This is a genomic window from Paenirhizobium naphthalenivorans (assembly GCF_007992095.1).
GTDB classification, from domain to species: Bacteria; Pseudomonadota; Alphaproteobacteria; order Rhizobiales; family Rhizobiaceae; genus Allorhizobium; species Allorhizobium naphthalenivorans.
Window position 1 is genome coordinate 15,642 of record NZ_BJZP01000030.1, and the last position, 24,700, is coordinate 40,341.

A 24,700-nucleotide genomic window follows, 5' to 3' on the forward strand; every position below is an offset into this window, starting at 1 on the left:
TACAATCTATTGACAGGTCAAGTCCGGCATGTCTAGATTTGAAGCATCAGGACGGCAGAGCCAGCGGCTCGACAAATGCCTGCCTGTCCACCTTAACGGAGAGATGCATGACTCGTCCTGAATTCAGCGGTGAACAATTCCAGAAAGGTCTGCAGGTAAGGCGTGAAGTTCTTGGCGATGCCTATGTGGCGCCGTCACTGGCCAGCGCCGACGACCTCACCGCTCCCCTGCAAAAGCTCGTGACGGAGTGGTGCTGGGGAGAAATCTGGACCCGTCCGGGACTGGAACGCAAGACCCGCAGTTTCCTCAATCTCGCGATGCTGACGGCTCTCAATCGTCCGCACGAGGTCAAGATCCATGTTCGCGGCGCGCTGAACAACGGCGTGACGGAGGAAGAGATCGTCGAGGTCATCCTGCAGGCGGCAATCTACTGCGGCGTTCCGGCCGCACTGGACTCAATGCGGGTCGCCTCGGAAGTGATCCGCCAGGTGCGCGAAGAAAAAGCTTGATTTGGCCTTGGTGTCCGAAGGGGCGCGATCGGCAATTCGAATTTCAACAGGAGGCCTAAATGACAGAGACGGGAACGCTAAAGTCCGCAAAGGACGTGCCGCACAGGCTCAAGACTGGTGAGGAATACAAGGAATCACTTAAAGATAACCGCCAGATCTGGGTTGGTGGCGAAAAGCTGAACTCGGTCTATGATGAGCCTGCGTTGGCACGTGGCATCGACCTTTTGGCTTCGATGTTCGACGACCAGTTCACCGAGGAACACGCTGACGCGACCACCTATTACGACGAAAAGGTCGGCGCCGTGCTGAGCCGGTCGTGGCAGATTCCGCGCACCAAGGAAGACCTGGCTGCGCGTCGCAGGATGATCGAATACACCTCGCTCAAGACCGCCGGCACCTTTGGCCGCCCGCCGGATCTCGCGCCGTCCATCGTCGTCGGCCTCTATGCTTATCTCCCGACCTTCAAGAAGAAGAAGTCGCTGATCGAAGGTATTGATCCGGATTTCGCCGAAAATATCGAACGCTACATGGAGTACGGTCAGAACAACAACCTGACCGCATCTGAAAGCCTTGCCGGCCCCCAGGCCGACCGTTCTTCGCCCAAGGCGTCGGAGGCTTCGCTGCTCAAGGCACGCAAGGTCACCAAGGATGGTGTCTACATCTATGGCGCCAAGACCGTCGGCTCGATCGCGGCCCAGGCGAACGACATCTTCTTCACGAACCTCGGCGGTATTCAGGAAACGCCGGCTGATGCGTGCATCTGGGGCTCGGTTCCAATCGACACCCCCGGCATCAAGATGATCTCGCGCGAAATGGTGTCGCAGCCGTTGGCCAGCAAGTTCGATCATCCGGTTGCAAGCCTCGGTGAGGAAGCTGACCAGTTCATCATCTTCGACAACGTCTTCGTTCCGAAGGAGCGGCTCTTCAATCTCGGCGATCCGACCGCGATGAGCTACTACGGCCCGGTCTGCGTCTTCGCACACTGGCACGTGCTCACCCGTCTGGCTGTCAAGGCCGAGCTCTTCGTCGGCGCAGGTCAGATGGTCCTCGACTATCTCGGCACCGGCAAGATCCCTGCCGTGCAGATGATGCTCGGCCAGCTTGTCGAATACGCCCAGACGCTGCGCGCTTTCGTAACCGCGGCAGAGGCTCTCGCCGTGCCGACGGAAGGCGATGTCATGCGCCCGGATGTCGGGATGCTGACGGCCGGCCGTCTCTACTCGATCGAGAACTACCCGAAGATCATCCACATCCTTCAGGAAATGTGTGGTCAGGGTCTCGTCATGCGTTTCGGCAAGAAGGCCTTCGACAATCCGGATGTCGGTCACTTCTTGCATGAACTCCTGCCCGGCCACGGCGTGTCGGCCATGGTCAAGGAACAGCTGATGAACTTCATCTGGGACATGACTTCCGGTTCTCTGGCTGGTCGCGTCGCACTGTTCGAAAACGTCAATGCCACGCCGGCTCCAGCCCTTCGCGCAAGGCTTTACAACGAAGTCAAGCGCGACGGATATGTCGCTCAGGTGAAGAAGATCGCCGGCATCGAGTGAACCACAGTCGACCCCGCCCGACCCGAAGAAGGGCGGGGTTCTTTTTTCCGACAATGCGGGAGCCCGCTATGGATCACGCCACGCTCATTGACTGCCTTTATCATGCCTACGCGTCACGCGACGCGGATCAGGCGGCGTCCCTCTACCATCCCGAGGGCTGGCACGAGGAAGTCGCGATGGCCAAGCGCCGCGAAGGTCGAACCGCCCTGGCGGAGGGACTGATTGGGTTCTGGCGGATGTTGCCCGACGTCTCATGGGACAGGCGCGGCTACATCCGTGCCGCCAATCAGGTTGCGGTCCCCTATTTCATGACTGGAACATTCACGCCTCGCGGAGGTGATGGAACCCCAAGGCAGATCGCACTCGATGGTCTGCATCTCTTCGAGATCCGCGACGGCTTGTTGACCTCCAGCAAGGACATGTGGGACCTCGACCTCTTTAAGGCACAGATGGGCTGAACCGATGGATGACCTTGCGACACTGGACGGCATTGCTTTATCCGGGCTGATTGCCAAGCGCGAAGTAAGCGCCGGCGAAGTGCTCGAGGCCGCGATCGAGCGCATCGAACGTTTGAATCCGAAATTGAATGCCGTCGTGCATGAGCATTTTGATCTTGCCCGGAAACAGGTGGCGGAGGGGCTGGCGGACAGTTGCCTTTCAGGGGTTCCCACCCTGCTGAAGAACACCGGCTTCGAGGCCGAAGGCATGATCCTGTCGACGGGATCCGAGCTGTTGCGTAACAACGTCAGCAAGCGAGATTCAACGATAACCGTGCGTTACAAGGCGGCGGGCATGGTGATCCTGGGCAAATCCAACACACCGGAATTCGCTCTCAGCTTCACCTCGGAGCCTGACGCATTTGGCCCTACGCGCAATCCCTGGGACCTGGATCGTACAGCCGGCGGCTCGTCTGGCGGTTCGACCGCTGCGGTCGCAAGCGGCATGGTCCCCATTGCCAACAGTTCAGACGGTGCCGGTTCGACAAGGCTTCCGGCCAGTCACTGCGGCTTGTTCGGCTTCAAGCCGTCACGGCTTGTCAATCCTGTTGGCCCGGTCACAGCCGAGGCGATCGGGGGCATGTCGACCCCGCACGCGGTTTCTTGGTCGGTGCGGGACAATGCCGCCATGCTCGACATATCGGCCGGTGGCGACATCGGTGATCCCTGGGCGTCGCCGGCTACTCCGGGCAGCTATTTGTCAGCCCTGAACAAGCCCCCCCCCCGTTTGAAGATTGCGATGATCCTCGGCTCGCCCACCGGGAGTCATGTTGAGCCGGAGATGATTGAGAGCGTTGAGGAAACGGCGCGACTTCTGGAAAATCTGGGCCATCGTGTCGAGATGGTGGAGGATGCGGGCTATGATGCCGAAGCGCTGAAGATCGCCTGGCGCATCATCGTCGGGGTCAATGTCGCGCTGGGAGTGACCGGCGGCGATCCAGCGTCGCCGAACCTGTCCAAGCTTGAACCCGTCAATCAGGAATGGGTTCGTGAGGCGCTGGCCGTTCCTGGCACACGCTACCTCTGGGCGATTGGCCAGCTTCACGCCTCGTCGCGTGCGCTTGCCGGATTCTTCAGCCGGTACGACGTCATGCTGACGCCCGCAGCCGCCGAACCAGCTCCCCTGTTGGGCAAGCTCGCTGGCCGGGGAAAGACGCTTGACGAATTCTATGAACTATTCTGGTCGCACTCGCCCTTCACCGCGGTTTTCAACACCTCGGGCTGCCCGGCGATGTCGGTTCCGTTGGGCACGAGCGCGAAAGGCCTGCCTGTCGGATCGCATTTCGGTGCCGCCTTTGGCAAGGACGCCCTGCTCTTTGCCCTGGCTGCAGAACTGGAATGTGCGGCTCCGTGGATCAACCGGCGTCCCGCCCTTTTCGGCTGAGGAGAAATCCTGTGAAAGACAAAGACATCCTCGCATTGAACGTACGGGACATTGCCTCGGCCATACGCGCCCGCGCCTTGACGGTGCGCGCTGTCACGGAGGCGCACCTGAGACATATTGACGAGACTGACGGGCCGGTGATGGCCTGGCAGCATCTCGATGCCGATCAGGCACTTGCCTCCGCCGACGCAATGGACCGGCAGGGCGCGACAGGTCTCCTCGCAGGCGTACCGATCGGTGTGAAGGATGTCATCGACACGGCCGATATGCCGACAGGCTATGGCACCTCGATCTACGATGGTTTTCAGCCTCCGTGGGATGCGGCGGCGGTACAGAACGCCAAGAACGCCGGAGGATTGATCCTCGGCAAGACGGTCAGCACCGAACTGGCGATGGCGAGCCCAAACAAGACGCGCAATCCGCACAATCCCGCCCATACGCCCGGCGGTTCGTCGTCGGGCTCATGTGCCGCGGTCGCAGCCGGTATGGTGCCCGTGGCGTTCGGCACACAGACCTCCGGCTCGGTCATCCGTCCGGCCAGCTTCTGCGGCGTGACTGCGTTCAAGCCGAGCTTCGGACTGATCAATACGGTCGGCATCAAGGTGCTGTGCCATGGGCTCGATACGCTCGGCATCATCACACGCAATATCGCAGATGCGGCCCATTGTGCTGCGGCTCTCAGTGGCCGGTCCGATCTAGAGACCCCGACTCCGCCTGCGCGGCCGCGCATCGGGATCCTGATCGGAACCCGTCTTGACAAGGCCGAGGCTTGCTCGATCGAAGCGGTCGAGCAACTTGCATCTGTCGCGAAAGCGGCCGGTGCGGAAACGACGGTCATTCCGGCGCCGGCCTGGTATGACGGCATTTTCGATCTGCATGAATCGGTCATGGGTTGGGAAGTGACCCAATCGCTCGCCTTCGAGATTGCCCGTCATTGGGACGGCCTGACTCCCGTGACGCGATCCATGCTCGAAGATCAGGGACGCATCGACGAGATCCGTTACCGCTCTGCAATGGCCGAGATCCCGGGCATCCGCCATCTGATGGATTCGATCCTGTCCCGCTTTGATGCCGTCCTGACGCTGGCCGCTCCCGGCGAAGCGCCGAAGGGTATGGCGACGGGAGACCCAATCTTCAACCGGCTCTGGAGCGTCTTGCAGGTACCGCTGATCTGCCTCCCGGTCACCAAAGGCCCGCAGGGCATGCCGGTCGGCGTCCAGCTTGTCGGCGCCCGCGGCTCGGACCATCGCCTGGTTTCCGCAGCACTGTTCCTCGAAACCGCCATTGCCGCCAAAAGAGGTATCAAATGACCGAACTCCCAGCAGATCAGTTAACGGACGACTTTCGCACGGCAATGCGGCAGCTGGCAGCGACCGTGAACATCATTACCGCAGGCGAGGGAGTGACCCGCCGTGGGTTGACGGCGACGGCAGTCTGCTCGATGTCGATGACACCTCCCTCAATGCTGGTCTGCGTCAATCGTTTCGGCGAAGCGCACAAGGCGATCACCGCCGCCGGAAGCTTCTGCGTCAACATCCTCGCCGACGGTCAGCGCGAAATCGCCATGCGGTTTGCCGGCCAGATCGGGGAGATGGGGGAAGACAAGTTCGCACCCTACGGCTGGACGCATCTGGCAACCGGCGCCCCGGCCCTCGATGACGCGATGGCCAATCTCGACTGCGAGATCGCGTCGGTTTCAGAAACCGCCAGCCATTCCATTTTCATCGGCAATGTGAAGGCCATTCGCTTCGGACCGGAAACATCGCCACTGCTTCATTACAATCGCAATTTTTTCTCGTTGGCCAACCAGACAGCGCTCTGAACGACCAGCGAAATCGGGAACCGGCTTTTCGACCACAAGACAAAAAGCAGAGAGCGCCTTCGATCCGGCCCGACCGGATCCGCGCCTGGTCACAGCCACAAATTCAACGGGCAATGGCCCAACGGAGGTACGACATCATGGCAATCAGTGACGCGCAATTCTTGAAGGGCTGGAGACAGGTGCTCGGAATGTGCAACCTGAAACAGGGTGAACAGGTCACTATCCTGACCGGCGACGACAGCAACAAGCAGATTGCCTACATCGCCAAGCTCGCCGCATCAGATCTGGGGGCGGTGGTCACGGAACTGAACCTTGCTCCGATGAACGGCGAAAAGGCGCTTTCGCCCGACAAGTCCGGCTATGTCGGCAAGACGCCTCTTGAAGGAAACAGCGCAGCACTTGCCTGCCTCCAGGCCTCCGACTTGGTAATCGACACCCTGCAGCTCCTGTTCTCGAAAGAGCAGGAGGAGGTGCTGAAGGGCGGCACGCGCATGCTGCTGGCGGTCGAGCCGCCGGAGATCATGATGCGCCAGATCCCACGTCCTGAAGATAAGGCCCGTGTTCTTGCGGCAGCGCGCAAGATCGGCGCCGCGCGGGAAATGCATGTGACCTCGAAGGCGGGCACGGACTTCCGCTGTCGTCTGGGCCAGTATCCGGTGCTGACCCAGTATGGTCTCGCCGACGAGCCGGGTCGCTGGGACCACTGGCCGAGCTGCTTCTCTGCCCGCTGGCCCGACGAAGGCAGCGCCGAGGGTACGATCGTGATCGACGAAGGCGACATCCTCCTGCCGTTCAAGAAGTATGCGCGCGCACCCATCACCGTGACGATTGAAAAAGGCTACATCGTCGACATCAAGGGTGGTTACGACGCCGAATTCATGCGGACCTTCATGGAGAGTTTCAACGATCCCCGGGCCTACGCGATGGCGCATGTCGGCTGGGGTCTTGAGAACCGTGCGAACTGGACGGTTCTCGGCCTCTACAATCCCGAAGCGCAGCTCGGCATGGATGCTCGCTCCTTTGCCGGCAATTTCCTCTGGTCATCGGGGCCGAACACAGAGGCAGGCGGCGACCGCGACACGCCCTGCCATCTCGACATTCCGATTCGCAACTGCTCGGTTTCGCTGGACGGCGAGGTCATGACGCTGGATGGGGTGGTTGTCCCCGAAGATCAGAAGTAAGCCATGACGCACTATGACCTGGCAATTGTTGGCGCCGGCTCCGCCGGTGCCCTTCTCGCGGCCCGCCTCAGCGAGGATCCGGCGCGGCAAGTGCTTTTGATCGAAGTGGGCGGCGAGCCGACGGATCCCGACATCTGGAAGCCGTCCATGTGGCCGTCGATCCAGCATCGTAACTATGACTGGGACTACCGCACCCTTTCCCAGAAGGGGACGGCGGGACGCAGTCACGCCTGGGCGCGCGGCAAGGCGCTCGGTGGCTCGAGCCTGCTGCATGCCTTGGGCTACATGCGCGGTCACCCGGCCGATTTCGCTGTCTGGGCGGAGGCGACGGGCGACGAGCGCTGGAGCTGGGACGGCCTGCTGCCGGCCTTCCTCGCCATCGAAGACCATTCGCTCGGCGGCGACGGCATCCACGGCAAGGGTGGACCGATGCCCGTCTGGATCCCTGACGATGAGGTGAGCCCCCTGGCCCAAGCCTATATGCGGGCGGGTGAAGCCCTGGGCCTTCCGCGCATCCCGGGTCACAACACCGGCAAGATGGTCGGCGTCACACCCAATTCCCTGATGATCAGGGACGGTCGGCGCGTCACGGTGGCCGAGGCCTGGCTCACGCCGTCGGTGCGCGCGCGGCAAAACCTGACGGTCATGACCGAGACGCTCGTACGCAACCTCAAGCTCGACGGATCGAAGGTCTCGACCCTTGATGTGCTCGGACCGAACGGCAGTGCCAGCATCAGCGCCGACACCGTCGTCCTGTCGGCCGGCTCGCTGGAGAGCCCGGCACTGTTGATGCGCTCCGGGATCGGTCCTGAAGACGTGCTGAAACAGGCTGGCGTCGCCTGCCGTGTCAAGTCTCCGGATCTTGGCCGCAACTTGATGGACCATCTGCTCGGAGCGGGCAATCTCTATGCCGCGCGGCGAGAAGTGCCACCGTCGCGCCTGCAGCATTCCGAAAGCATGGCCTATATGCGCGCCGGCGATTTCGGCGCGGATGGCCAGCCGGAAATCGTGGTCGGCTGCGGCGTCGCTCCGATTGTCTCGGAAAGCTTCAAGGCCCCCGCACCGGGAACGGCCTATTCCTTCCTGTTCGGTGTGACGCACCCCACAAGCCGCGGTGATGTGCGCATTTCTGGAGCGGAAATAACCGATCCGTTGCAGATCGACCCATGCTACCTGCAGACCGAGCACGATCGCCTTATGTTCCGCGCAGCCTTAGCCGCCGCACGGGAGATCGGACAGCAGGCCGAACTCGACGAGTGGCGCAGCCAGGAGCTTCTGCCGGGTCCGCTCGACACGACGGAGGAAATCGACGCCTTCATCGCCAAGGCAGCAATCACGCATCACCATCCTTCCGGGACCTGCCGGATGGGTAAGGACGATGCCGCGGTCGTCGATTCCAGCCTGCGCCTACGCGGTTTGGACAATCTGTATGTCGTCGACGGCTCCGTGCTGCCGAGCCTGACAGCGGGTCCGATCCATGCGGCCATATTGGCAATCGCCGAAACGTTTGCACGACAGATCGGAGACGCGTGAACAGCGGGCCTGTCGCAAAGATCTTTGTGGGCCGCAATCATCTCCTGCACGGTGTCGATTTTATACTCTGTTAATTGTTTTCAGTCCGAAGAGACGCGCAAGGAGATCATTCTGATCGTTGACTGTCCAGCAGCCGGAAAAGCCGAAGCATTTCCTCAACCACAGCATTGCCTCGAAACCGGCAATCGTCCGCCGCGCCGTGTTGAAGGACTGAAAGCTGCCGATTTTCGGCATGTTCTTCTCCACCCGGAAATGGTCGCTCTCAATGCCTTGTTGGAGATGCTTTGTGACATAATGCACGGGATCTGGATGCAGCAACCCGCTATTGACCGAGGTTTTGATCACCGACGGAAACGTATTGGCGCCATCAGTGCCGATCTTGCCGGGCGACAATGATGGCTCGTCCGTGAGCATTTTTTCGGAAGAAACGCTTGGCGGCATCGAGATCACACTTCGCAGTGAGCAGGAAATCGACTGGATTGCCATGCTTGATGGCTCGGTACAGATAGCGCCATTTGCCGCGGATCTTGACGTAGGTCTCATCGACGCGCATCGAGCCGCAATGTGGCCGACGAAACTGACGCAACCGCTTCTCGATTATCGGCGCATAGGCCAAAACCCAACGATTGATGGTACTGTGGTCGACCTCAAACCCGTGCTCGCGGAACATCTCCTCCAGATCCCGATAGCTGAGCGGATAACGCAAATACCAACTGGCTGTCAGCACAATCAGCCATGCACTCGAAGTGCCGGCCTTTGAAGTCATCCTTCGACTGGCGCTTCAGCTTTTCGGCAAGGGCATTCAGAAGCATCGGCTCGCTCCGCAATTTTCGGAGCGGCAATTTCTCCTCCTATGGTCAACATCGGGTTAATCAGCAAAATTGCGACAAGGCCGCCTAAGGGCTGCCTTACCGGCCAAAGGGTGGATGGGAGAGGAGATTGTGTTCCAAGTCCAGCCAGGGTGGGGCCTCCGCATACATTTCCTGAATCAGTTGCTTGACGAGATCGACATACCGCGAGTTGTCGCCGATTCGGTGGTTGAGGATCACTGGCGAGGTTGCGTCCTTTCCTTCGAGCAGCCGGTAGTGCACGTCCGAGCGCATTTGGCGTGCGGACGAAGGAATGACGCACAGGCCGGCTTCGGCGGCAACCAGCCCCAGGGCGGTCTGGATTTCACGTACTTCCTGCACTTCGGCCGGCCGCGCGTCATGGCTCTGCAGCACATCCAGCACTTGGTCGGCATAGCCGGGTCGCGGCTCCTTGGGGTAGACGATGACCTTCTGGCCGGCCAGGGCGGCGACCGGCAGGGGAGAGGAATCCTGGGCGAGCGGCGTGTCCTTCGGAATTGCCACGACCAGACGTTCCTCGCGCAGGACGATGCCGACGGTATTGGGGTCGCTGTGGCGCATTCGGCCGAAGCCGACGTCGATGCGGCCCTCCTTGAGCGCAGGGATTTGCTGGACAGAGACCATTTCCAGCAACTGGATGTCCAGCTCCGGGGCATGCTGACGTAGCTTTCGCACCAGTGACGGCAGACCGCCATAGAGCGTCGATGCAACGAACCCGATGGAGAGCACGCTGTTCTGGTTCAGGCCGACCCGGCGGGTCGCAGCCTGCATCTGTTCGACCCGGCCGAGAACCTGCAACGCTTGTTCATAGAACAGACGGCCTGCCTCCGTCAGCTTGACTGGGCGACTCTTGCGGATGATGAGCGGGACGCCCAATTCCTCCTCCAGCAGCTGGATCTGTCGGCTCAAGGGGGGTTGTGCGATGTGCAGCATCTGGGCCGCGCGCGTGAAGTTCCGCTCCCGCGCAACGGCCACGAAATAGCGAAGCTGGCGAAGATCCATCCCTTTGTCTCCATCCCTTATGCCTGAATTGCCATCATCAACGATATGTTGCGCTGCGGCAAGTGCAGCCAATATAGCATATTTTCGATTTCGATACCTTAAAGGTATTGTATCAGACGCAAATGATGTTGGACGTAGTTCCCTGCCCGACGCAAAGTCGGATCATGAACACGACCTTGACATCCGTTATCCCGACCGCAGCCGCTTTCCCCGTCGTTGAACGGGTCGAGACCCTGCTTGTCGATCTACCGACCATTCGTCCGCACAAGCTGTCGGTCGCGACCATGAACGGCCAGACGCTGATGCTGGTCAAGGTTCACTGCAGCGACGGCATTGTCGGTATCGGCGAGGGTACCACAATCGGCGGGCTGGCTTATGGCGGCGAAAGCCCCGAGGGCATGAAGCTTGCGGTTGACACCTATTTCAGGCCGTTGATGGTTGGCCAGGACGCGACGGCCGTGCGGGCGCTGATGGAGCGCATCGGCAAGATGGTCAAGGAGAACCGTTTCGCCAAGTGTGCGGTGGAGACGGCGCTGCTCGACGCACACGGCAAGCGGCTCGGCCTGCCCGTCAGCGAGTTGCTGGGTGGGCGCCTGCGCAACCGTCTGACGGTGGCGTGGACGCTGGCTTCGGGCGATACCGCGAGGGACATTGCCGAAGCGGAGAAGATGCTCGACCTGCGTCGGCATAAGGTCTTCAAGCTGAAGATCGGCGCAAAGCCGCTGCGAGAGGACATTGCTCATGTTGCAGCCATCAAGCGGGCACTGGGCGAGCGCAGTTCGGTGCGCGTCGATGTCAACATGGCGTGGAGCGAAACCGACGCCGCCTACGGCATGGCCGCTCTGGCGGATGCCGGTTGCGAACTGGTTGAGCAGCCGGTCGCCACAGCCGCCGCGCTGGCACGGCTCGTTCGTCGTTTTCCCGTGGCGCTGATGGCGGATGAATCGTTACACGGTCCCGAAAGCGCCTTCGAATTGGCAAAGGTCAGTGGCGCGGATGTGTTCGCCGTCAAGATCGAGCAGAGTGGCGGGCTCTTCAACGCCCAGCGCGTCGCGGCCATCGCGGACGCGGCCGGTGTCGGTCTTTACGGCGGCACCATGCTCGAAGGGGCCTTCGGCACGGTGGCGTCAGCGCAAGTGTTTTCCACTTTCACCAAACTACAGTGGGGCACTGAGCTGTTCGGACCGTTGCTGCTGACGGAAGAAATCCTCACCACACCGCTGGACTACAGCGATTTCGAGCTGACTGTTCCCTCGGGGCCGGGTCTCGGCATCGAACTGGACGAGGAGCGGGTGGCCTTCTTCACGCGCGACGGACTGCGTAAGACCATTGGTGTCGTTGGGCAAGGAGGCTGATCATGCTGTTTCATGTACGGATGAATGTGAACATACCCCGCGACTTGCCCCAGGCAGAGGTGGCCGAAATCCTCGCCCGGGAAAAGGCCTATTCGCAAGAGCTGCAACGTAGCGGCAAGTGGCGGCACATCTGGCGTATTGCAGGCCAGTACGCGAACTACAGTGTCTTCGACGTGAGGGACAATGCGGAATTGCACGAGGTTCTCTCGGGCCTCCCGCTGTTCAAGTTCATGGACATCGAGGTGACGCCGCTCCTGCGGCATCCCTCCGCGATCCGCGAGGACGATACCTAACGCACTTTATGACGGCGCCCCGAGAGGACGGGAGCGCGCAAGCTTTTTGAGCAATCCAAGAGGAGGATGAAAAATGAATGTGAAGATCTTCGACAGACCCGACGTCCAGGCTTTCCTGAAAGTGCTGAGCGGTCTCGACAAGGATGGCGGCAATCCACGCATGAAGCAGATTGTTCACCGCATCATGTCGGACCTGTTCAAGGCGATCGACGATCTCGACATCACGCCGGATGAATACTGGACCGGTATTGCATGGCTCAACGATCTCGGCGCCGCCGGTCAGGCCGGACTGATTTCGCCCGGCCTTGGCCTCGACCATTTCCTTGATGAGCGTCTCGACGCCATCGACGCTGAACTCGGCATCGAAAACCCGACCCCGCGCACCATCGAAGGCCCGCTCTATGTCGCCGGCGCTCCCGTGTCGACCGGCTTTGCGCGCCTTGATGACGGCACCGACACCAACGGCCATACGCTGATCATGCATGGCACGGTTTACGGTTCCGACGGCAAACCGCTGCCGGGCGCCAAGGTCGAGGTCTGGCACTGCGACACGCGCGGTTTTTACTCGCACTTTGATCCGACCGGCAAACAGGCGCCGTTCAACATGCGCCGTACGATCATCGCCGACGACAAGGGCTGTTACAAGTTCCAGAGCATCCTGCCGAGCGGCTACGGCGTTCCGCCGGGCAGCCCGACCGAGAAGCTCCTGTCCGCGCTCGGCCGCCATGGCCAGCGTCCGGCGCATATCCACTTCTTCGTCAGCGCCGACGAGCATCGCAAGCTGACGACACAGATCAACATCGAAGGCGATCCGCTCATCAACGACGACTTCGCCTATGCGACCCGCGACGGCCTCGTGCCCTCGGTCATCGAGCGCACCGACGACAAGAGCATTCACGCCAACAACCTGAATGGTCCGTTCGCCGAGATTGTCTTCGACATCCATCTGACGGCCCTGATCGACGGCATCGACAACCAGATCAACGAACAGCGCAAGCGCGCCGCCGCCTGACCGGCGTTATCAGGCGGCCCCTTTTCGGAAGGGGCCGCCGACAGCAAACCCCAAGAACCCCTATCATCGATATTTTTGGCAAGGGCCGTGCCGGCAGGACGCGCTCTATGCGGGAGATCACTCATGTCCGCGATTATCGACAAGGCCCGGGACCTCGACCATCTGCTTTCGACCGCCGTTCAGGACGACAAGGACGCCGGCATATTCCGTTGCCGCCGCGACATCTTCACCAATGAAGACCTGTTCGAGCTGGAGATGAAGCACATCTTCGAAAGCAATTGGGTCTATCTGGCCCATGAGAGCCAGGTTCCGGAGAACAACGACTACTACACGACCTATATCGGTCGTCAGCCGGTGGTCGTCACCCGCGACAAGAATGGCGAACTGCATGCGGTCATCAATGCCTGCGCCCATCGCGGTGCTATGCTCTGCCGTCGCAAGCACGGTAACAAGGGCAGTTTCACCTGTCCTTTCCACGGCTGGACTTTTTCCAATACCGGCAAGCTGCTCAAGGTCAAGGACGAGAAGTCCACCCAGTATCCGCCCCAGTTTGCGAAGGACGGCTCGCACGACCTGACGCGTGTGCCGCGGTTCGAAAGTTATCGCGGCTTCCTGTTCGGCAGTCTCAAGGAGGATGTAGCTCCCCTGGAAGATTACCTCGGCGAGACGAAGGTCATCATCGACCAGATCGTCGACCAGGCGCCGGAGGGGCTCGAAGTGCTGCGGGGCAACTCGTCCTACATCTATGATGGCAACTGGAAGCTGCAGATGGAGAACGGTTGCGACGGCTATCATGTCAGCTCCGTGCACTGGAACTACGCCGCTACCATGGGCCGGCGCAAGGAAGAGGGCACGAAGGCAGTCGATGCCAACAGCTGGAGCCGCTCGGTCGCCGGCGTATACGGGTTCGAGAATGGCCACATCCTGTTGTGGACGAACACGATGAATCCGGAGGTCCGTCCGGTCTACAACCACCGGGACGAGATCAGTGCACGCGTGGGTGGGGACAAGGCGGATTTCATCGTCAACCAGACACGCAATCTCTGCGTTTATCCGAACGTGTTCCTGATGGACCAGTTCAGCACGCAGATCCGCGTAACCCGGCCAATCAGCGTCGACAAGACCGAGATCAGCATCTTCTGTTTCGCGCCGAAGGGGGAAAGTGCCGAGGATCGGGCGATCCGCATCCGCCAGTATGAAGATTTCTTCAACGTTTCGGGCATGGGCACCGCTGACGATCTGGAGGAGTTCCGTGCTTGCCAGTCCGGTTATGCCGGCACAGCCGCACTGTGGAACGACCTTTCGCGTGGTGCGCCGCTCTGGATCGAAGGTCCTGACGACAATGCGAAGCGCATGGGGCTCAAGCCTCTCCTTTCCGGCGAGCGTTCCGAGGATGAGGGGTTGTTCGTCCGTCAGCACGAATATTGGGCGAGGGTGATGCGCGAGGCGCTTTCCGCTGAAAAGAACGGAGTGGTCGAATGAGCATTTCCTACGAAGCCATCTGCGCTTTCCTTTACCGGGAGGCGCGCCTGCTGGACGATCGCGAATGGGACGAATGGCTGACCTGCTACGCGCCTGACGTGACCTACTGGATGCCGGCCTGGGACGACGACGACCAGATCACCGAGGATCCGCAGTCGCAGATCTCGCTGATCTACTATCCGAGCCGCGATGGTCTTGAAGACCGGGTGTTCCGCATCAAAACCGAGCGTTCCGGCGCCTCGACGCCCGAGCCGCGCACCAGCCACAACGTGACCAATGTCGAATTGCTGGAGGATCGGGGGAGCGAGTTTGACATACGCTACAACTTCCACACGTTGAACCATCGCTACAAGGTCACTGACCATTTCTTTGGCACCATGTTCGTCACGCTGCGTAGGAGCGGCGGCGATCTGCTGATCGCGCGCAAGAAGATCGTACTGAAGAACGACTACATTCGCCAAGTCATTGACGTCTATCACGTCTGACGGGCGTTGCCGAACAGTGCAGGCACTGAGGAGGAGGGTTCCATGGCCAGCTACAAGATCGCATTGAACTTCGAGGACGGGGTGACCCGCTTCATCGAGTGCAAGGACGGTGAGAAGGTGCTCGACGCCGCCTTCCGCAACAAGATCAACTTACCGATGGACTGTTCCGACGGCGTGTGCGGCACCTGCAAGTGCCGCGCCGAGAGCGGCAGCTATGATCTCGGCGATGATTTCATCGACGATGCGCTGGCTGCCGACGAGGCTGACAGCGGTCTCGTGCTCACCTGCCAGATGCGACCGTCCTCCGACTGTGTCATCTCAGTCCCCACAACGTCGGTTGCTTGCAAGACCGGGCAGCAGAAGTTCGTCGCCACGGTGGCCAATGTGGTGCCGCATAATGACGCCGCGATCGTGCTGGAACTGGATGTCGATTCACAGGCTCCCGCCTTCCTGCCCGGCCAGTACGTCAATATCGACGTTCCGGGCAGTGGCCAGAGCCGTTCCTATTCGTTCAGTTCTGCGCCCGGCGAACGGCGCATCGGCTTCCTGATCAAGAAGATCCCCGGCGGCGTGATGAGCAACTGGCTCGCGAAGGCGCAACCCGGACAAAAGCTTGACCTTACCGGCCCCCTGGGCAGCTTCTTTCTTCGCGACGCCGAGCGTCCGCTGCTGTTTCTCGCGGGCGGGACGGGCCTTGCGCCATTCTTGTCGATGCTGGAGGTTCTGGCCCGCACCGGGACGGAGCAGAAAATTCACCTGATCTACGGCGTTACCCGTGACCTCGACCTGGTTCTCGTCGAGGCGCTCGAGGCCTTTGCCGCGCGCATGCCCAACTTCAACTTCACCACCGTGGTGGCAGAAGAGGCGTCCAGCCATCCGCGCAAAGGTTGGGTCACGCAACACATGCCGGCGGAGATGCTCGATGACGGGGATCTCGACGTCTATCTGTGCGGCCCGCCGCCGATGGTCGATGCCGTGCGCAGCTACTTCACCGAAAACGGCGTGAAACCGAACAGCTTTCACTACGAGAAGTTCACGCCCAATGCGGCGGCGAAGGAGGCCGCATGACCATGGCGCGTTTCGCAGGCCGTTTCGCGGGCAAGGTGCTGGTCGTCACTGGTGCAGCCCAGGGTATCGGTCGCGCGGTGGCGTTGCGCGCCGCAGGAGAGGGGGGCAAGGTGCTGTTCGTGGACCGGGCCGACTTCGTTGCTGAGGTTGCGGCGGAAGCGGGGACGGATGACGTTGATGCCTTCAATGCCGACCTTGAAACCCATGAGGGTGCAGCTGCGGCGATGCAGTTTGCCGCCGAGAGGTTTGGCGGCATTGACATACTGATCAACAATGTCGGCGGCGCGATCCGTATGCGTCCCTACGCCGAGTTCGAGCCGCAGCAGATCGACGCCGAGATCCGTCGTTCACTGATGCCGACGCTTTACTGCTGCCACGCGGTTCTGCCGTATTTGTTCGCCCGTGGCGGGGGCACCATCGTCAACGTGTCCTCGAACGCGACGCGCGGCATTCACCGCGTACCCTACTCGGCTGCGAAGGGCGGTGTGAATGCCATTACCCAGTCGCTGGCGATGGAACTGGCGGAAAGCAACATTCGCGTGGTCGCGACCGCGCCCGGCGGCACGGAGGCGCCGCTGCGCCGGATTCCGCGCAATACCGCCGGAGACACAGAGGCGGAGAAAGCGTGGATGGCCGAAGTCGTGGAGCAGGTGAAGCAATCCAGCTTCATGAGGCGCTACGGCACCATCGACGAACAGGTCGCGCCTATCCTGTTCCTGGCCTCGGACGAGGCATCCTACATCACGGGCAGCATACTGCCCGTTGCTGGAGGCGATCTCGGCTGAGAGCTTTTGACTGAACGCGTAACGACTCGGGGAGGAGTGAGGATGCGCAACATCGATGTGAATGATGTTATAGACAACAATGCTTTCGGGGGATTTCAGTGGATGCTGGTCGTGCTGTGCGCGCTGCTGCTGATCGTCGATGGCTATGACGTTTTCATTGCTGGCACTGTGTTGCCGACGCTGATTGCGGAATGGGGCTTGAGCAAGCCGCAGGCCGGTATCCTGCAAGCATGGGCGTTGTTTGGGATGATGTTCGGCGCGCTGATCTTTGGTCCCCTCGCGGACAGGATCGGGCGGAAGAAAGGTATCGCGATCAGCTTCCTGCTGTTTACCACCTCCACCCTTCTGACGGGCTTTGCGGACTCCCCGACGGAATTCAAGGTCTTCCGCTTCATTGCCGGTTTGGGCTGTGGCGGGCTGATGCCGAACGCGGTGGCGCTGATGAACGAATATGCGCCAAAGCGCCTGCGCGGCACCATGGTCGCGCTGATGTTCTCCGGCTACTCCGTCGGCGGAATGGTCGCCGCTGGTCTTGGTATCGGCATGATACCGCAATACGGCTGGAGGCCGATGTTTTTCATCGCGGCTATTCCGCTGCTCATGCTGCCGTTCATCCTGTGGAAACTGCCGGAATCGCTAGGGTTTCTCATCCGCCAAGGGCGGCAGGAGCAAGCGAAAGCGATTTATGCCAAAGTCAATCCGTCCGCTCGCCTGGGCAGTGACGACAGGCTTGTCTGCTCCGAAGCTAAGGGCGCGTCAGCATCGGTCATCGAACTGTTCCGGCATCAGCGCACCCTGCGCACGGTGATGCTGTGGGGGGCGTTCTTCTGCTGCTTGCTGCTCGTGTATCTGCTGTCATCCTGGTTGCCGAAGGTCCTTCAGGAGGCTGGCTATGCTGAGAAGGCCAGCTTGTTGAGCCTATTTTCGCTCAATTTTGGCGGTATGGTCGGGGCAATCGTTGGCGGTTGGCTCGGCGACAGGTTCGGCCTGCCGAAGGTGGTGGTCGGTTTCTTCGCCTCCGCTGCCGTGTCGATCGCGCTGATCGGCTTCGGCCTGCCTGCCACGCTACTGTTCCTGGCGGTGTTCGTCGCCGGCGCCACGACCATAGGTACGCAGATCCTGCTCTATGCCAGCGTGGCGCAGCTCTATAACCTCTCCGTACGCTCCACGGGGCTGGGTTGGGCCTCGGGCGTCGGCCGTATCGGTGCTATCGTCGGCCCGACCTTCGGCGGTGTGCTCCTGGCGCAGGAATTGCCGCTCCAGCAGAACTTCTTGATCTTCTCAATCCCGGCGGTGATCTCGGCACTGGCGATGCTGGTCTTTGCGGTCAGCAACGCTCGTCGCACCAGTACCGTGCAACTGGCCACCGCATAAGGACGGTGACGATGACCAGCAGGCAAGGCGCCCTCGGCGAGGATGCATCTCTCTCAGCCGTTCTGGCGGGGTTGGTGTCCACGTTGATCGCCTATGCCGGACCGCTGGTTATCGTCTTTCAGGCGGCACGGGGTCTTGACCCGGCGCTACTGGAATCGTGGGTGTGGACAATCTCCATCGGCAGCGGTGTGCTCGGCATCGCGCTGAGTCTGAAATACCGGGTGCCGGTGGTGATTGCTTGGTCCGCGCCCGGCTCCGCGCTGCTCATCACGCTCCTGCCGACGGTCGATTTTTCCGAGGCCGTCGGCGCCTATCTCATTGCAAGCGTGACGCTCTTCATCATTGGGGTGACCGGCACGTTCGACAGGATAGTCGAGAAACTGCCGGTCGGAATATCCGCCGCTATGCTCGCCGGCATTCTATTCGGATTCGCCGCGAAGACGTTCGTCGCCTTGCCGGCCCAGCCGCTTCTGGTCGGCACGATGTTTATCGCATTTTTCGTCGGGCGGCGCTGGTTCCCCCGCTATGCCGTTGTCGCTGTGCTGATGGTTGGCAGCCTGGTCGCAATGCTTGGCGGCGACTTTGCCGGCTCCATGCCGTCGATCCGCTTCACCACGCCAACTTGGACGACGCCGCATTTTAGCTGGCAGGCGGCCGGCAGCATTGGTCTGCCACTGGTTGTCGTCGCGCTTACGGGCCAATGGGTGCCGGGAATTGCCGTATTGCGCGGTAGCGGCTATGCGCGTCCTCGCGCGCGCTCCCTGATCGCCTGGACGTCGGCCGGCTCCGCCCTTCTGGCGCCGTTCGGTTGCCACGGTCTCAATCTCGCCGCCATCACCGCCGCGATCTGCGCTGGTCGAGAGGCTCATGAAGATCCCGCCAGACGTTATATTGCCGGCGTTTCCGGCGGCGTTCTTTATCTTATCCTCGGTTGTCTTTCCGCGACGGTGCTGGCGCTGTTCGCCTTGCTGCCAAGGGAGTTGGTTGCCGCATTGGCGGGGCTTGCTCTCTTCCCGACGATTGCCGGCGCACTCTCCGTCGCCATGGCGGAAGCCGGCGATCGCGATGCCGCGCTCGTCACCTTCATCGTCTCTGCCTCCGGCATGTCGCTGCTTGGCCTCGGCGCCGCCTTCTGGGGGCTGCTGTTCGGCCTCTCAACGCATATATTGCTGCGATGGACGCTTGTTCGGCGCGTCCGCGCCGCGGAAACGTGAGGAGGAACCCAATGACTGCGAACCGCCTCTCGCAGCAAACCTGGCTCACCGTCCGCAACACACGGTAATTCCTTCTTGAAGAATTGATGACGAAATTGGAAGAACGCTGAAACGCGCCTCAAGCGACTGACACGCTGAGCACCTAAACACATCGCCGAGAGCGCCGGGCTTGCCCGTCACCCGGCGCCGATCCCGTGCTTAGAAGGTGCCCAGTCATGAAAATCATCCAGATCAGCGATACGCATTTCAGCCCGTCCAAGCCACATTTCAACGACAACTGGGAGCCGATCCGCCGCTGGATCGAGGAGGTCAAGCCGGACCTCGTCGTGCATACCGGCGACCTCACCATTGACGGCGCTGACCAGGAGGACGACCTCGTGTTCTCCATGGGCTTGATGTCTGAGATCGGCGTGCCGGTCCTGATCGTGCCGGGCAATCACGACGTTGGTCATATGCCTGGTTCGCACCAGCCGATCGATGATGCGCGGCTCGAACGCTGGCGCCGCCTTGCCGGTCCCGACCGTTTCGCCAAGGACATCGGCAACTGGCGGATGATCGGCCTCAACAGCCTGCTCGTCGGCTCGGGCCATGCAGAGGAAGAGGCGCAATTCGACTGGCTCGTCGAGACGCTGGAAGGCCGCGAGGGCCGCCGCGTGGCGATCTTCGCCCACAAGCCGCTGTTCGTCGACGATCCGGCCGAGGGCGATACCGGCTATTGGGGTGCCCGCCCCGCCGAACGCCAGCGCCTGTTCGACCTCATCGCCGCCCATGACGTGGTGCTCTATGCCAGCGGCCATCTGCACTGGAGCTGGCAGGGCGAGATGGGTGCCACCCAGCTGCTCTGGGCGCCGCCGACCTCCTTCATCATCGACAAGCTGGAACGCGAAATGCCGGGCGAGCGCCTCGTCGGCGGCGTCATCCATCATTTGGGCGACGACGTGACGAGCGAGATCGTCGCGGTCTCCGGCATGATCGCCCATGTGCTCGACGAGGTGATCGACGAGGTCTATCCGCGCGCCAGCACTACCGCCGCGGCTCCGGTGGAGGCGGCCGAATGAGCGCGTTCAGCCTTCGCGACATCAACAAGTCCTATGGCGGCAACAGCATCCTGAAGGGCGTCAGCCTGGAAGCCGAGGCCGGCGAGTTCATCGCGCTGGTCGGGCCGTCCGGCTGCGGCAAGAGCACGTTGTTGCGCATCGTCGCCGGCCTCGACCACGCCGATCGCGGTGAGATCGTCATCGGCGGCGAGGACGTATCGGCAAGGGCCGCGGCCGATCGCAACATCGCCATGGTGTTCCAGTCCTACGCGCTTTACCCGCATCTGACGGCTGGCCAGAACATCGCCGTTCCGCTCGCCATGCGGCGCCTGTCGACCGCCGGACGCCTGCCCCTGATCGGCGGTATGCTTTCCGGCCAGCGCCAGATCCGCACTGACATCCAGCGTCAAGTTCAGGACATGGCGGCTTCCCTGAAGATCGACCATCTGCTCGATCGCAAGCCGGGCCAGATGTCGGGCGGTCAGCGCCAGCGCGTGGCGCTGGCCCGCGCCATGGTGCGCCACCCAAACGTCTTTCTGATGGATGAGCCGCTCTCCAACCTTGACGCCAACCTGCGTGTTCATGCGCGCGGCGAGATCGTCGAGCTGCACCGCAAGGCGGGCGTTCCGACGCTCTATGTCACGCATGACCAGTCGGAAGCCCTGTCCATGGCGGATCGCGTCGCCGTGATGATCGGCGGACGCCTGCTTCAGCTCGACAGCCCGCGTAGGATCTACGACGACCCCGCCCATATCGAGGTCGCCCGCTTCCTCGGCCAGCCGCGTATCAATGTTCTTTCTACCGTGGTGGACGACAAGGGGCTGGTGCAGGCCGGCGACATCCGCCTTGCCACGCGTCTCCACCTCAAATCCGGTGCTGCGGTGATGGTCGCCTTCCGTCCGGAATTCGTGCGCCTTGCGCCTGCCGGCGAAGGAAGTTTGCCGGCCCGCATCGAACGGCTCGAATTTCTTGGCTCGGAAGTGGTGATCTTCACCAAACTCGCGGCGATGGACGGCGTCGTCGTGGCGAAGGTTCCACCCGCCGAAGCCATCGGCCTTGCCGCTGGCCAGCGTATCGATCTGAAGCTCGATCCCGGCGCCATTCTCGTGTTCGACGAGCATGGCGAGCGGCTTGCCGCCATCATCGCCACCGCGTCGGCCGAACGGTCGGAGGTCCTACATGGCTAGTCTTGCCTTCGATACCGCGCGCCCGTCGCGCGTGCTGTCCGCCGCACAAACAGCGAAGCGTCGCGAGGCGCGCATCGCCATCCTGCTCTCGGCTCCGGCCTTGCTGCTGTTGTTGCTCTTCATCATCCTGCCGACGGTTGCCGTGATCTTTCTCGGCTTCACCGATTTCGAATTGGGCTATGCAAGCTTCAATTTCGTCGGCTTCGAGAATTATGCCGAATTGCTGCACGACCGCACCTTCAGGAAATCGCTGTGGAATACCACGGTCTACGCCGCGATCGTCGCGCCGGTCTCAATGGCACTCGGGCTCGGCATCGCGCTGCTGATCGAATCCGAGGGTTGGGGCAAAAGTCTGTTTCGCACCGCCTATTTCCTGCCGGTCGCCTCGCTGCTGGTCGCCATGGCAACTGTCTGGCAATATCTCTTTCACCCGACCATCGGCCCGATCAACGCCGCCCTCGGCCTGATCGGCATAGAGGGACCGAACTGGCTCGGTGCTTCGAGCACCGTGATGACAAGCCTGTCGATCATCGGCATCTGGCAGGCGACGGGCTTCAACATGGTGCTCTTTCTCGCCGGCCTTTCGGCCATCCCGCGTGAGCTTTACCAGGCGGCGGAAGTCGATGGCGCGCGCTCGGCGCTCTCCCGTTTCCGCCTCGTCACCTGGCCGATGCTGGGACCGACCACGCTGTTCGTCACCACCATCAGCATCATCAACGCAGTCAAGGTCTTCGAGACCGTCAAGACGCTGACCGAAGGCGGCCCGAACAAAGCGTCTGAAGTTCTGCTCTTCACCATCTACCAGGAGGGCTTTGTCTTCCTCAAGGTCGGTTATGCCTCGGCGATGACCGTGATCTTCCTGGCGATCCTCGTGTCGCTGATGTTCCTCCAATACCGCGTGATGGACCGGAAGGTGCACTACGCATGACCCTGACCGATCGTCTCACGCTCGGCCGCGCCGTGCGCCTCGCTCTCCTGTCGCTCGGAGCCATCGTTTTCCTGGCGCCCTACATTTTCATGATCTCGACCGCCGGCAAGGCACAGAGCGAGATCTTCTCCTCGTCGCTCACCCTGATTCCCCAGACTTGGTCCTATGCGGAAAACTTCGCCAAGGCCTTTGGTCAGGTTTCGATGGGCGGCTTGCTGTTGAACGGCGTGATCGTCTGCGGCCTGATCCTCCTCGTCCAGGTGCTGGTGGCCATCCCTTGCGCCTATGCCATGGCCAAGTTGTCCTTCGGAGCCGCCCGGCTGATGATGGCGCTGGTCATGCTGGGCCTGCTGGTGCCGATCCATGCGACGGCCCTGCCGCTTTATGTCGCCTTCGATCGCCTGTCGGTACTCAACAGCTATTTCGCGCTGGTCGCCCCATTCTCGATCTCGGTTTTTGCGATCTTCCTCTTTCTGCAATTTTTCCGCGGCATACCTGATGATCTGATCCACGCGGCCCGTCTCGACGGCATGTCGGAGGCAGGCATCGTGGCGCGGGTCATCGTGCCCAATGCCTGGCCAGCGATTACCGCCTTTGCGATCTTCTCGGTCGTCGCCCACTGGAACGACCTGTTCTGGCCGCTGATCGTCGTCACCAACCAGACCTATGCCACGCCGCCGCTCGGGCTGCTCTACTTCCGCGCGGCCGAAGCCGGCGATGACTACGGCGCGTTGATGGCGGCGACGCTCATCATCACCCTTCCCCTCGTGCTTGCCTTCCTGCTCGCGCAGAAGCGCTTCGTTGAGGGTATCACCATGACCGGTCTCAAAGGCTGATCCGGTCCAAACCCAGGAGAACTGCGATGACTTACCTCAAGAAGGCGCTGGCCGTGGCGGCGATAACGCTGGCGACGAGCTTCTCGGCCCATGCCGAGACCACGCTCAAGGTCCACTATCCGATGCCCGGTTTCTTCAAGGACGTGATGGACACGATCTCGAAGAAGTTCATGGAAGAAAACCCCGGTATCAAGATCACCTTCGCCAATCCTTCGGATACCTATGAAGCCGGTATCCAGACCATTATGCGTCAGGCCGGCTCGGCGGAGATGCCGGATGTCACTTTCATCGGCCTCAACCGTCTGCGCATGCTCAACGAGCGCGAGATCCCGGTCGACCTTGCACCCTTTATGGGCAAGGACGGCAACATGGCGGAACAGGGCTTCTCGGACAACATCCTGAAGCTCGCCCAGGTCAAGGGCAAGCAGGTCGGCCTTGCTTTCGCTACTTCCAACCCGATCATGTATTACAATGCCGATCTGGTACGCAAAGTTGGTGGCGATCCGGACCAGCCGCCGAAGACCTGGGACGAAGTGATCGCGCTCTCGTCCAAGATCAAGGCGCTCGGCGACGGCAATGAAGGCATCGACTTCCGCTGGCAGGGCGACGACTGGATGTTCTCGGCCCTCTTGTTCGGCGCCGGCGGAAAGATGCTGAACGATGATGAGAGCGGCGTTGCCTTCAACGGTCCGGAAGGCGTCAAGGCCTTCGAACTGGTCGACCGCATGGTCAAGGAAGGTGGTCTTCCGGTGTTCACCAAGCAGGCCGGCGAACAGGCCTTCGTTGCCGGCAAGGTCGGTTTTGCCTTCATGACCACCGGCGCGCTGCGCAATACCATCAAGAATGTCGGCGACAAGTTCGACCTGCGCACCGGCCACATCCCGTTGATCGACCCGATCAACGGCAAGCTGCCGACCGGTGGCAATGCTGCCGTGATGCTGACCCGCGATGCTGAGAAGCAGGAAGCCGCCTGGAAATTCATCAAGTTCGCCGCTGGCCCGTTCGGCGCCTCGGTCGTCGTTCCCGGCACCGGCTACGTGCCGAACAACGAACTCGCCGCCAAGTCGCCGGACTATCTCGGCAACTTCTACAAGGAGAACCCGCTGTTCCGCGCCGGCCTCGAGCAGATGCCGCTGATGCAGCCCTGGTATGCCTTCCCCGGCTCGAACGGCGTGAAGGTCACCCAGACCATCGTTGAAAACCTGTCGCGTGTGGTCGAGCAGTCCGCCGAGCCGAAGGAAGCTCTCGACGACGCAGCCGTCGAAGTCGAAGGTTTGCTGCCGCGCAGCTAAGTCCGACGTTGCCAGGACACGCAGAT

General features: G+C 61.4%; 23 protein-coding genes and 1 pseudogene. 22 read left to right on the forward strand and 2 right to left on the reverse strand.

The annotated features are described in order from the left end of the window. Positions 1-107 precede the first annotated feature (107 nt). From RNA01_RS20205 to RNA01_RS20240, 8 genes are all read left to right on the forward strand, one after another. Entirely contained in the window at positions 108-509 is a 402-nt protein-coding gene (locus RNA01_RS20205) for a carboxymuconolactone decarboxylase family protein (protein ID WP_147181963.1), read from the forward strand. A gap of 59 nt (positions 510-568) precedes the next feature. Beyond that, a complete protein-coding gene (locus tag RNA01_RS20210) occupies positions 569-2,059 on the forward strand; it encodes a 4-hydroxyphenylacetate 3-hydroxylase N-terminal domain-containing protein (protein ID WP_147181964.1) in 1,491 nt (496 codons plus the stop codon). A gap of 68 nt (positions 2,060-2,127) precedes the next feature. After that, the gene (locus RNA01_RS20215; protein ID WP_170253585.1) at positions 2,128-2,517 is read left to right on the forward strand and encodes a nuclear transport factor 2 family protein; all 390 of its coding nucleotides are present in this window, start codon (positions 2,128-2,130) and stop codon (positions 2,515-2,517) included. Positions 2,518-2,521: 4 nt separating this feature from the next. Then, the gene (locus RNA01_RS20220; RefSeq protein WP_147181966.1) at positions 2,522-3,940 is read left to right on the forward strand and encodes an amidase; all 1,419 of its coding nucleotides are present in this window, start codon (positions 2,522-2,524) and stop codon (positions 3,938-3,940) included. Positions 3,941-3,951: 11 nt separating this feature from the next. Beyond that, positions 3,952-5,250 carry an amidase gene (locus RNA01_RS20225; RefSeq protein WP_170253587.1) on the forward strand — a complete coding sequence of 433 codons (1,299 nt, stop codon included), beginning with the start codon at positions 3,952-3,954 and terminating at the stop codon, positions 5,248-5,250. Beyond that, positions 5,247-5,762 carry a flavin reductase family protein gene (locus tag RNA01_RS20230; RefSeq protein WP_147181968.1) on the forward strand — a complete coding sequence of 172 codons (516 nt, stop codon included), beginning with the start codon at positions 5,247-5,249 and terminating at the stop codon, positions 5,760-5,762. The genes RNA01_RS20225 and RNA01_RS20230 overlap by 4 nt, the downstream gene beginning before the upstream one ends. A 137-nt stretch (positions 5,763-5,899) precedes the next feature. Then, the gene (locus RNA01_RS20235; protein WP_147181969.1) at positions 5,900-6,943 is read left to right on the forward strand and encodes a 2,5-dihydroxypyridine 5,6-dioxygenase NicX family protein; all 1,044 of its coding nucleotides are present in this window, start codon (positions 5,900-5,902) and stop codon (positions 6,941-6,943) included. A 3-nt stretch (positions 6,944-6,946) separates the two neighbouring features. Beyond that, positions 6,947-8,476, forward strand: coding sequence for a GMC family oxidoreductase (locus tag RNA01_RS20240; RefSeq protein ID WP_147181970.1), 1,530 nt, complete (start codon positions 6,947-6,949; stop codon positions 8,474-8,476). A gap of 60 nt (positions 8,477-8,536) precedes the next feature. Here the strand turns inward: RNA01_RS20240 and RNA01_RS20245 are convergent. Then, positions 8,537-9,288, reverse strand: a pseudogene (locus RNA01_RS20245) (IS6 family transposase). A gap of 96 nt (positions 9,289-9,384) precedes the next feature. Continuing rightward, the gene (locus RNA01_RS20250; RefSeq protein WP_147181971.1) at positions 9,385-10,326 is read right to left on the reverse strand and encodes a LysR family transcriptional regulator; all 942 of its coding nucleotides are present in this window, start codon (positions 10,324-10,326) and stop codon (positions 9,385-9,387) included. A 164-nt stretch (positions 10,327-10,490) separates the two neighbouring features. Between RNA01_RS20250 and RNA01_RS20255 the strand changes: the two genes are divergently transcribed. From RNA01_RS20255 to RNA01_RS20320, 14 genes are all read left to right on the forward strand, one after another. Beyond that, a complete protein-coding gene (locus RNA01_RS20255) occupies positions 10,491-11,681 on the forward strand; it encodes a muconate/chloromuconate family cycloisomerase (RefSeq protein ID WP_147181972.1) in 1,191 nt (396 codons plus the stop codon). Positions 11,682-11,683: 2 nt separating this feature from the next. Beyond that, positions 11,684-11,974 carry a muconolactone Delta-isomerase gene (gene catC / locus RNA01_RS20260; protein ID WP_147181973.1) on the forward strand — a complete coding sequence of 97 codons (291 nt, stop codon included), beginning with the start codon at positions 11,684-11,686 and terminating at the stop codon, positions 11,972-11,974. Positions 11,975-12,047: 73 nt separating this feature from the next. Beyond that, positions 12,048-12,986, forward strand: coding sequence for a catechol 1,2-dioxygenase (gene catA / locus RNA01_RS20265; RefSeq protein WP_147181974.1), 939 nt, complete (start codon positions 12,048-12,050; stop codon positions 12,984-12,986). Between the two features lie 123 nt (positions 12,987-13,109). Further along, entirely contained in the window at positions 13,110-14,468 is a 1,359-nt protein-coding gene (locus tag RNA01_RS20270; protein WP_147181975.1) for a Rieske 2Fe-2S domain-containing protein, read from the forward strand. Continuing rightward, the gene (gene benB / locus RNA01_RS20275) at positions 14,465-14,953 is read left to right on the forward strand and encodes a benzoate 1,2-dioxygenase small subunit (RefSeq protein ID WP_147181976.1); all 489 of its coding nucleotides are present in this window, start codon (positions 14,465-14,467) and stop codon (positions 14,951-14,953) included. Before RNA01_RS20270 ends, benB begins: the two co-directional genes overlap by 4 nt. Positions 14,954-14,995: 42 nt before the next feature. Continuing rightward, positions 14,996-16,021: a benzoate 1,2-dioxygenase electron transfer component BenC gene (benC, locus tag RNA01_RS20280; RefSeq protein ID WP_147181977.1), complete on the forward strand. Its 1,026-nt coding sequence runs from the start codon at positions 14,996-14,998 to the stop codon at positions 16,019-16,021. Continuing rightward, positions 16,018-16,806 (forward strand): benzoate diol dehydrogenase BenD, encoded by a 789-nt coding sequence (benD, locus tag RNA01_RS20285; RefSeq protein ID WP_147181978.1) that lies wholly within the window; start codon positions 16,018-16,020, stop codon positions 16,804-16,806. Before benC ends, benD begins: the two co-directional genes overlap by 4 nt. A 42-nt stretch (positions 16,807-16,848) precedes the next feature. After that, positions 16,849-18,180, forward strand: coding sequence for an MFS transporter (locus RNA01_RS20290; protein ID WP_147181979.1), 1,332 nt, complete (start codon positions 16,849-16,851; stop codon positions 18,178-18,180). Positions 18,181-18,191: 11 nt separating this feature from the next. Continuing rightward, the gene (locus RNA01_RS20295; RefSeq protein WP_147181980.1) at positions 18,192-19,394 is read left to right on the forward strand and encodes a benzoate/H(+) symporter BenE family transporter; all 1,203 of its coding nucleotides are present in this window, start codon (positions 18,192-18,194) and stop codon (positions 19,392-19,394) included. 215 nt (positions 19,395-19,609) lie between these two features. After that, positions 19,610-20,452 carry a metallophosphoesterase family protein gene (locus tag RNA01_RS20300; RefSeq protein ID WP_147181981.1) on the forward strand — a complete coding sequence of 281 codons (843 nt, stop codon included), beginning with the start codon at positions 19,610-19,612 and terminating at the stop codon, positions 20,450-20,452. After that, the gene (locus tag RNA01_RS20305) at positions 20,449-21,618 is read left to right on the forward strand and encodes an ABC transporter ATP-binding protein (protein ID WP_147181982.1); all 1,170 of its coding nucleotides are present in this window, start codon (positions 20,449-20,451) and stop codon (positions 21,616-21,618) included. The genes RNA01_RS20300 and RNA01_RS20305 overlap by 4 nt, the downstream gene beginning before the upstream one ends. After that, a complete protein-coding gene (locus tag RNA01_RS20310; RefSeq protein WP_147181983.1) occupies positions 21,611-22,546 on the forward strand; it encodes a carbohydrate ABC transporter permease in 936 nt (311 codons plus the stop codon). Before RNA01_RS20305 ends, RNA01_RS20310 begins: the two co-directional genes overlap by 8 nt. Continuing rightward, positions 22,543-23,382, forward strand: a complete 840-nt coding sequence (locus RNA01_RS20315; protein WP_147181984.1) for a carbohydrate ABC transporter permease — start codon at positions 22,543-22,545, stop codon at positions 23,380-23,382. Before RNA01_RS20310 ends, RNA01_RS20315 begins: the two co-directional genes overlap by 4 nt. Positions 23,383-23,408: 26 nt before the next feature. Continuing rightward, complete coding sequence (locus tag RNA01_RS20320; protein ID WP_147181985.1) at positions 23,409-24,674, forward strand: ABC transporter substrate-binding protein; 1,266 nt, start codon at positions 23,409-23,411, stop codon at positions 24,672-24,674. The last annotated feature ends 26 nt before the right edge of the window (positions 24,675-24,700 follow it).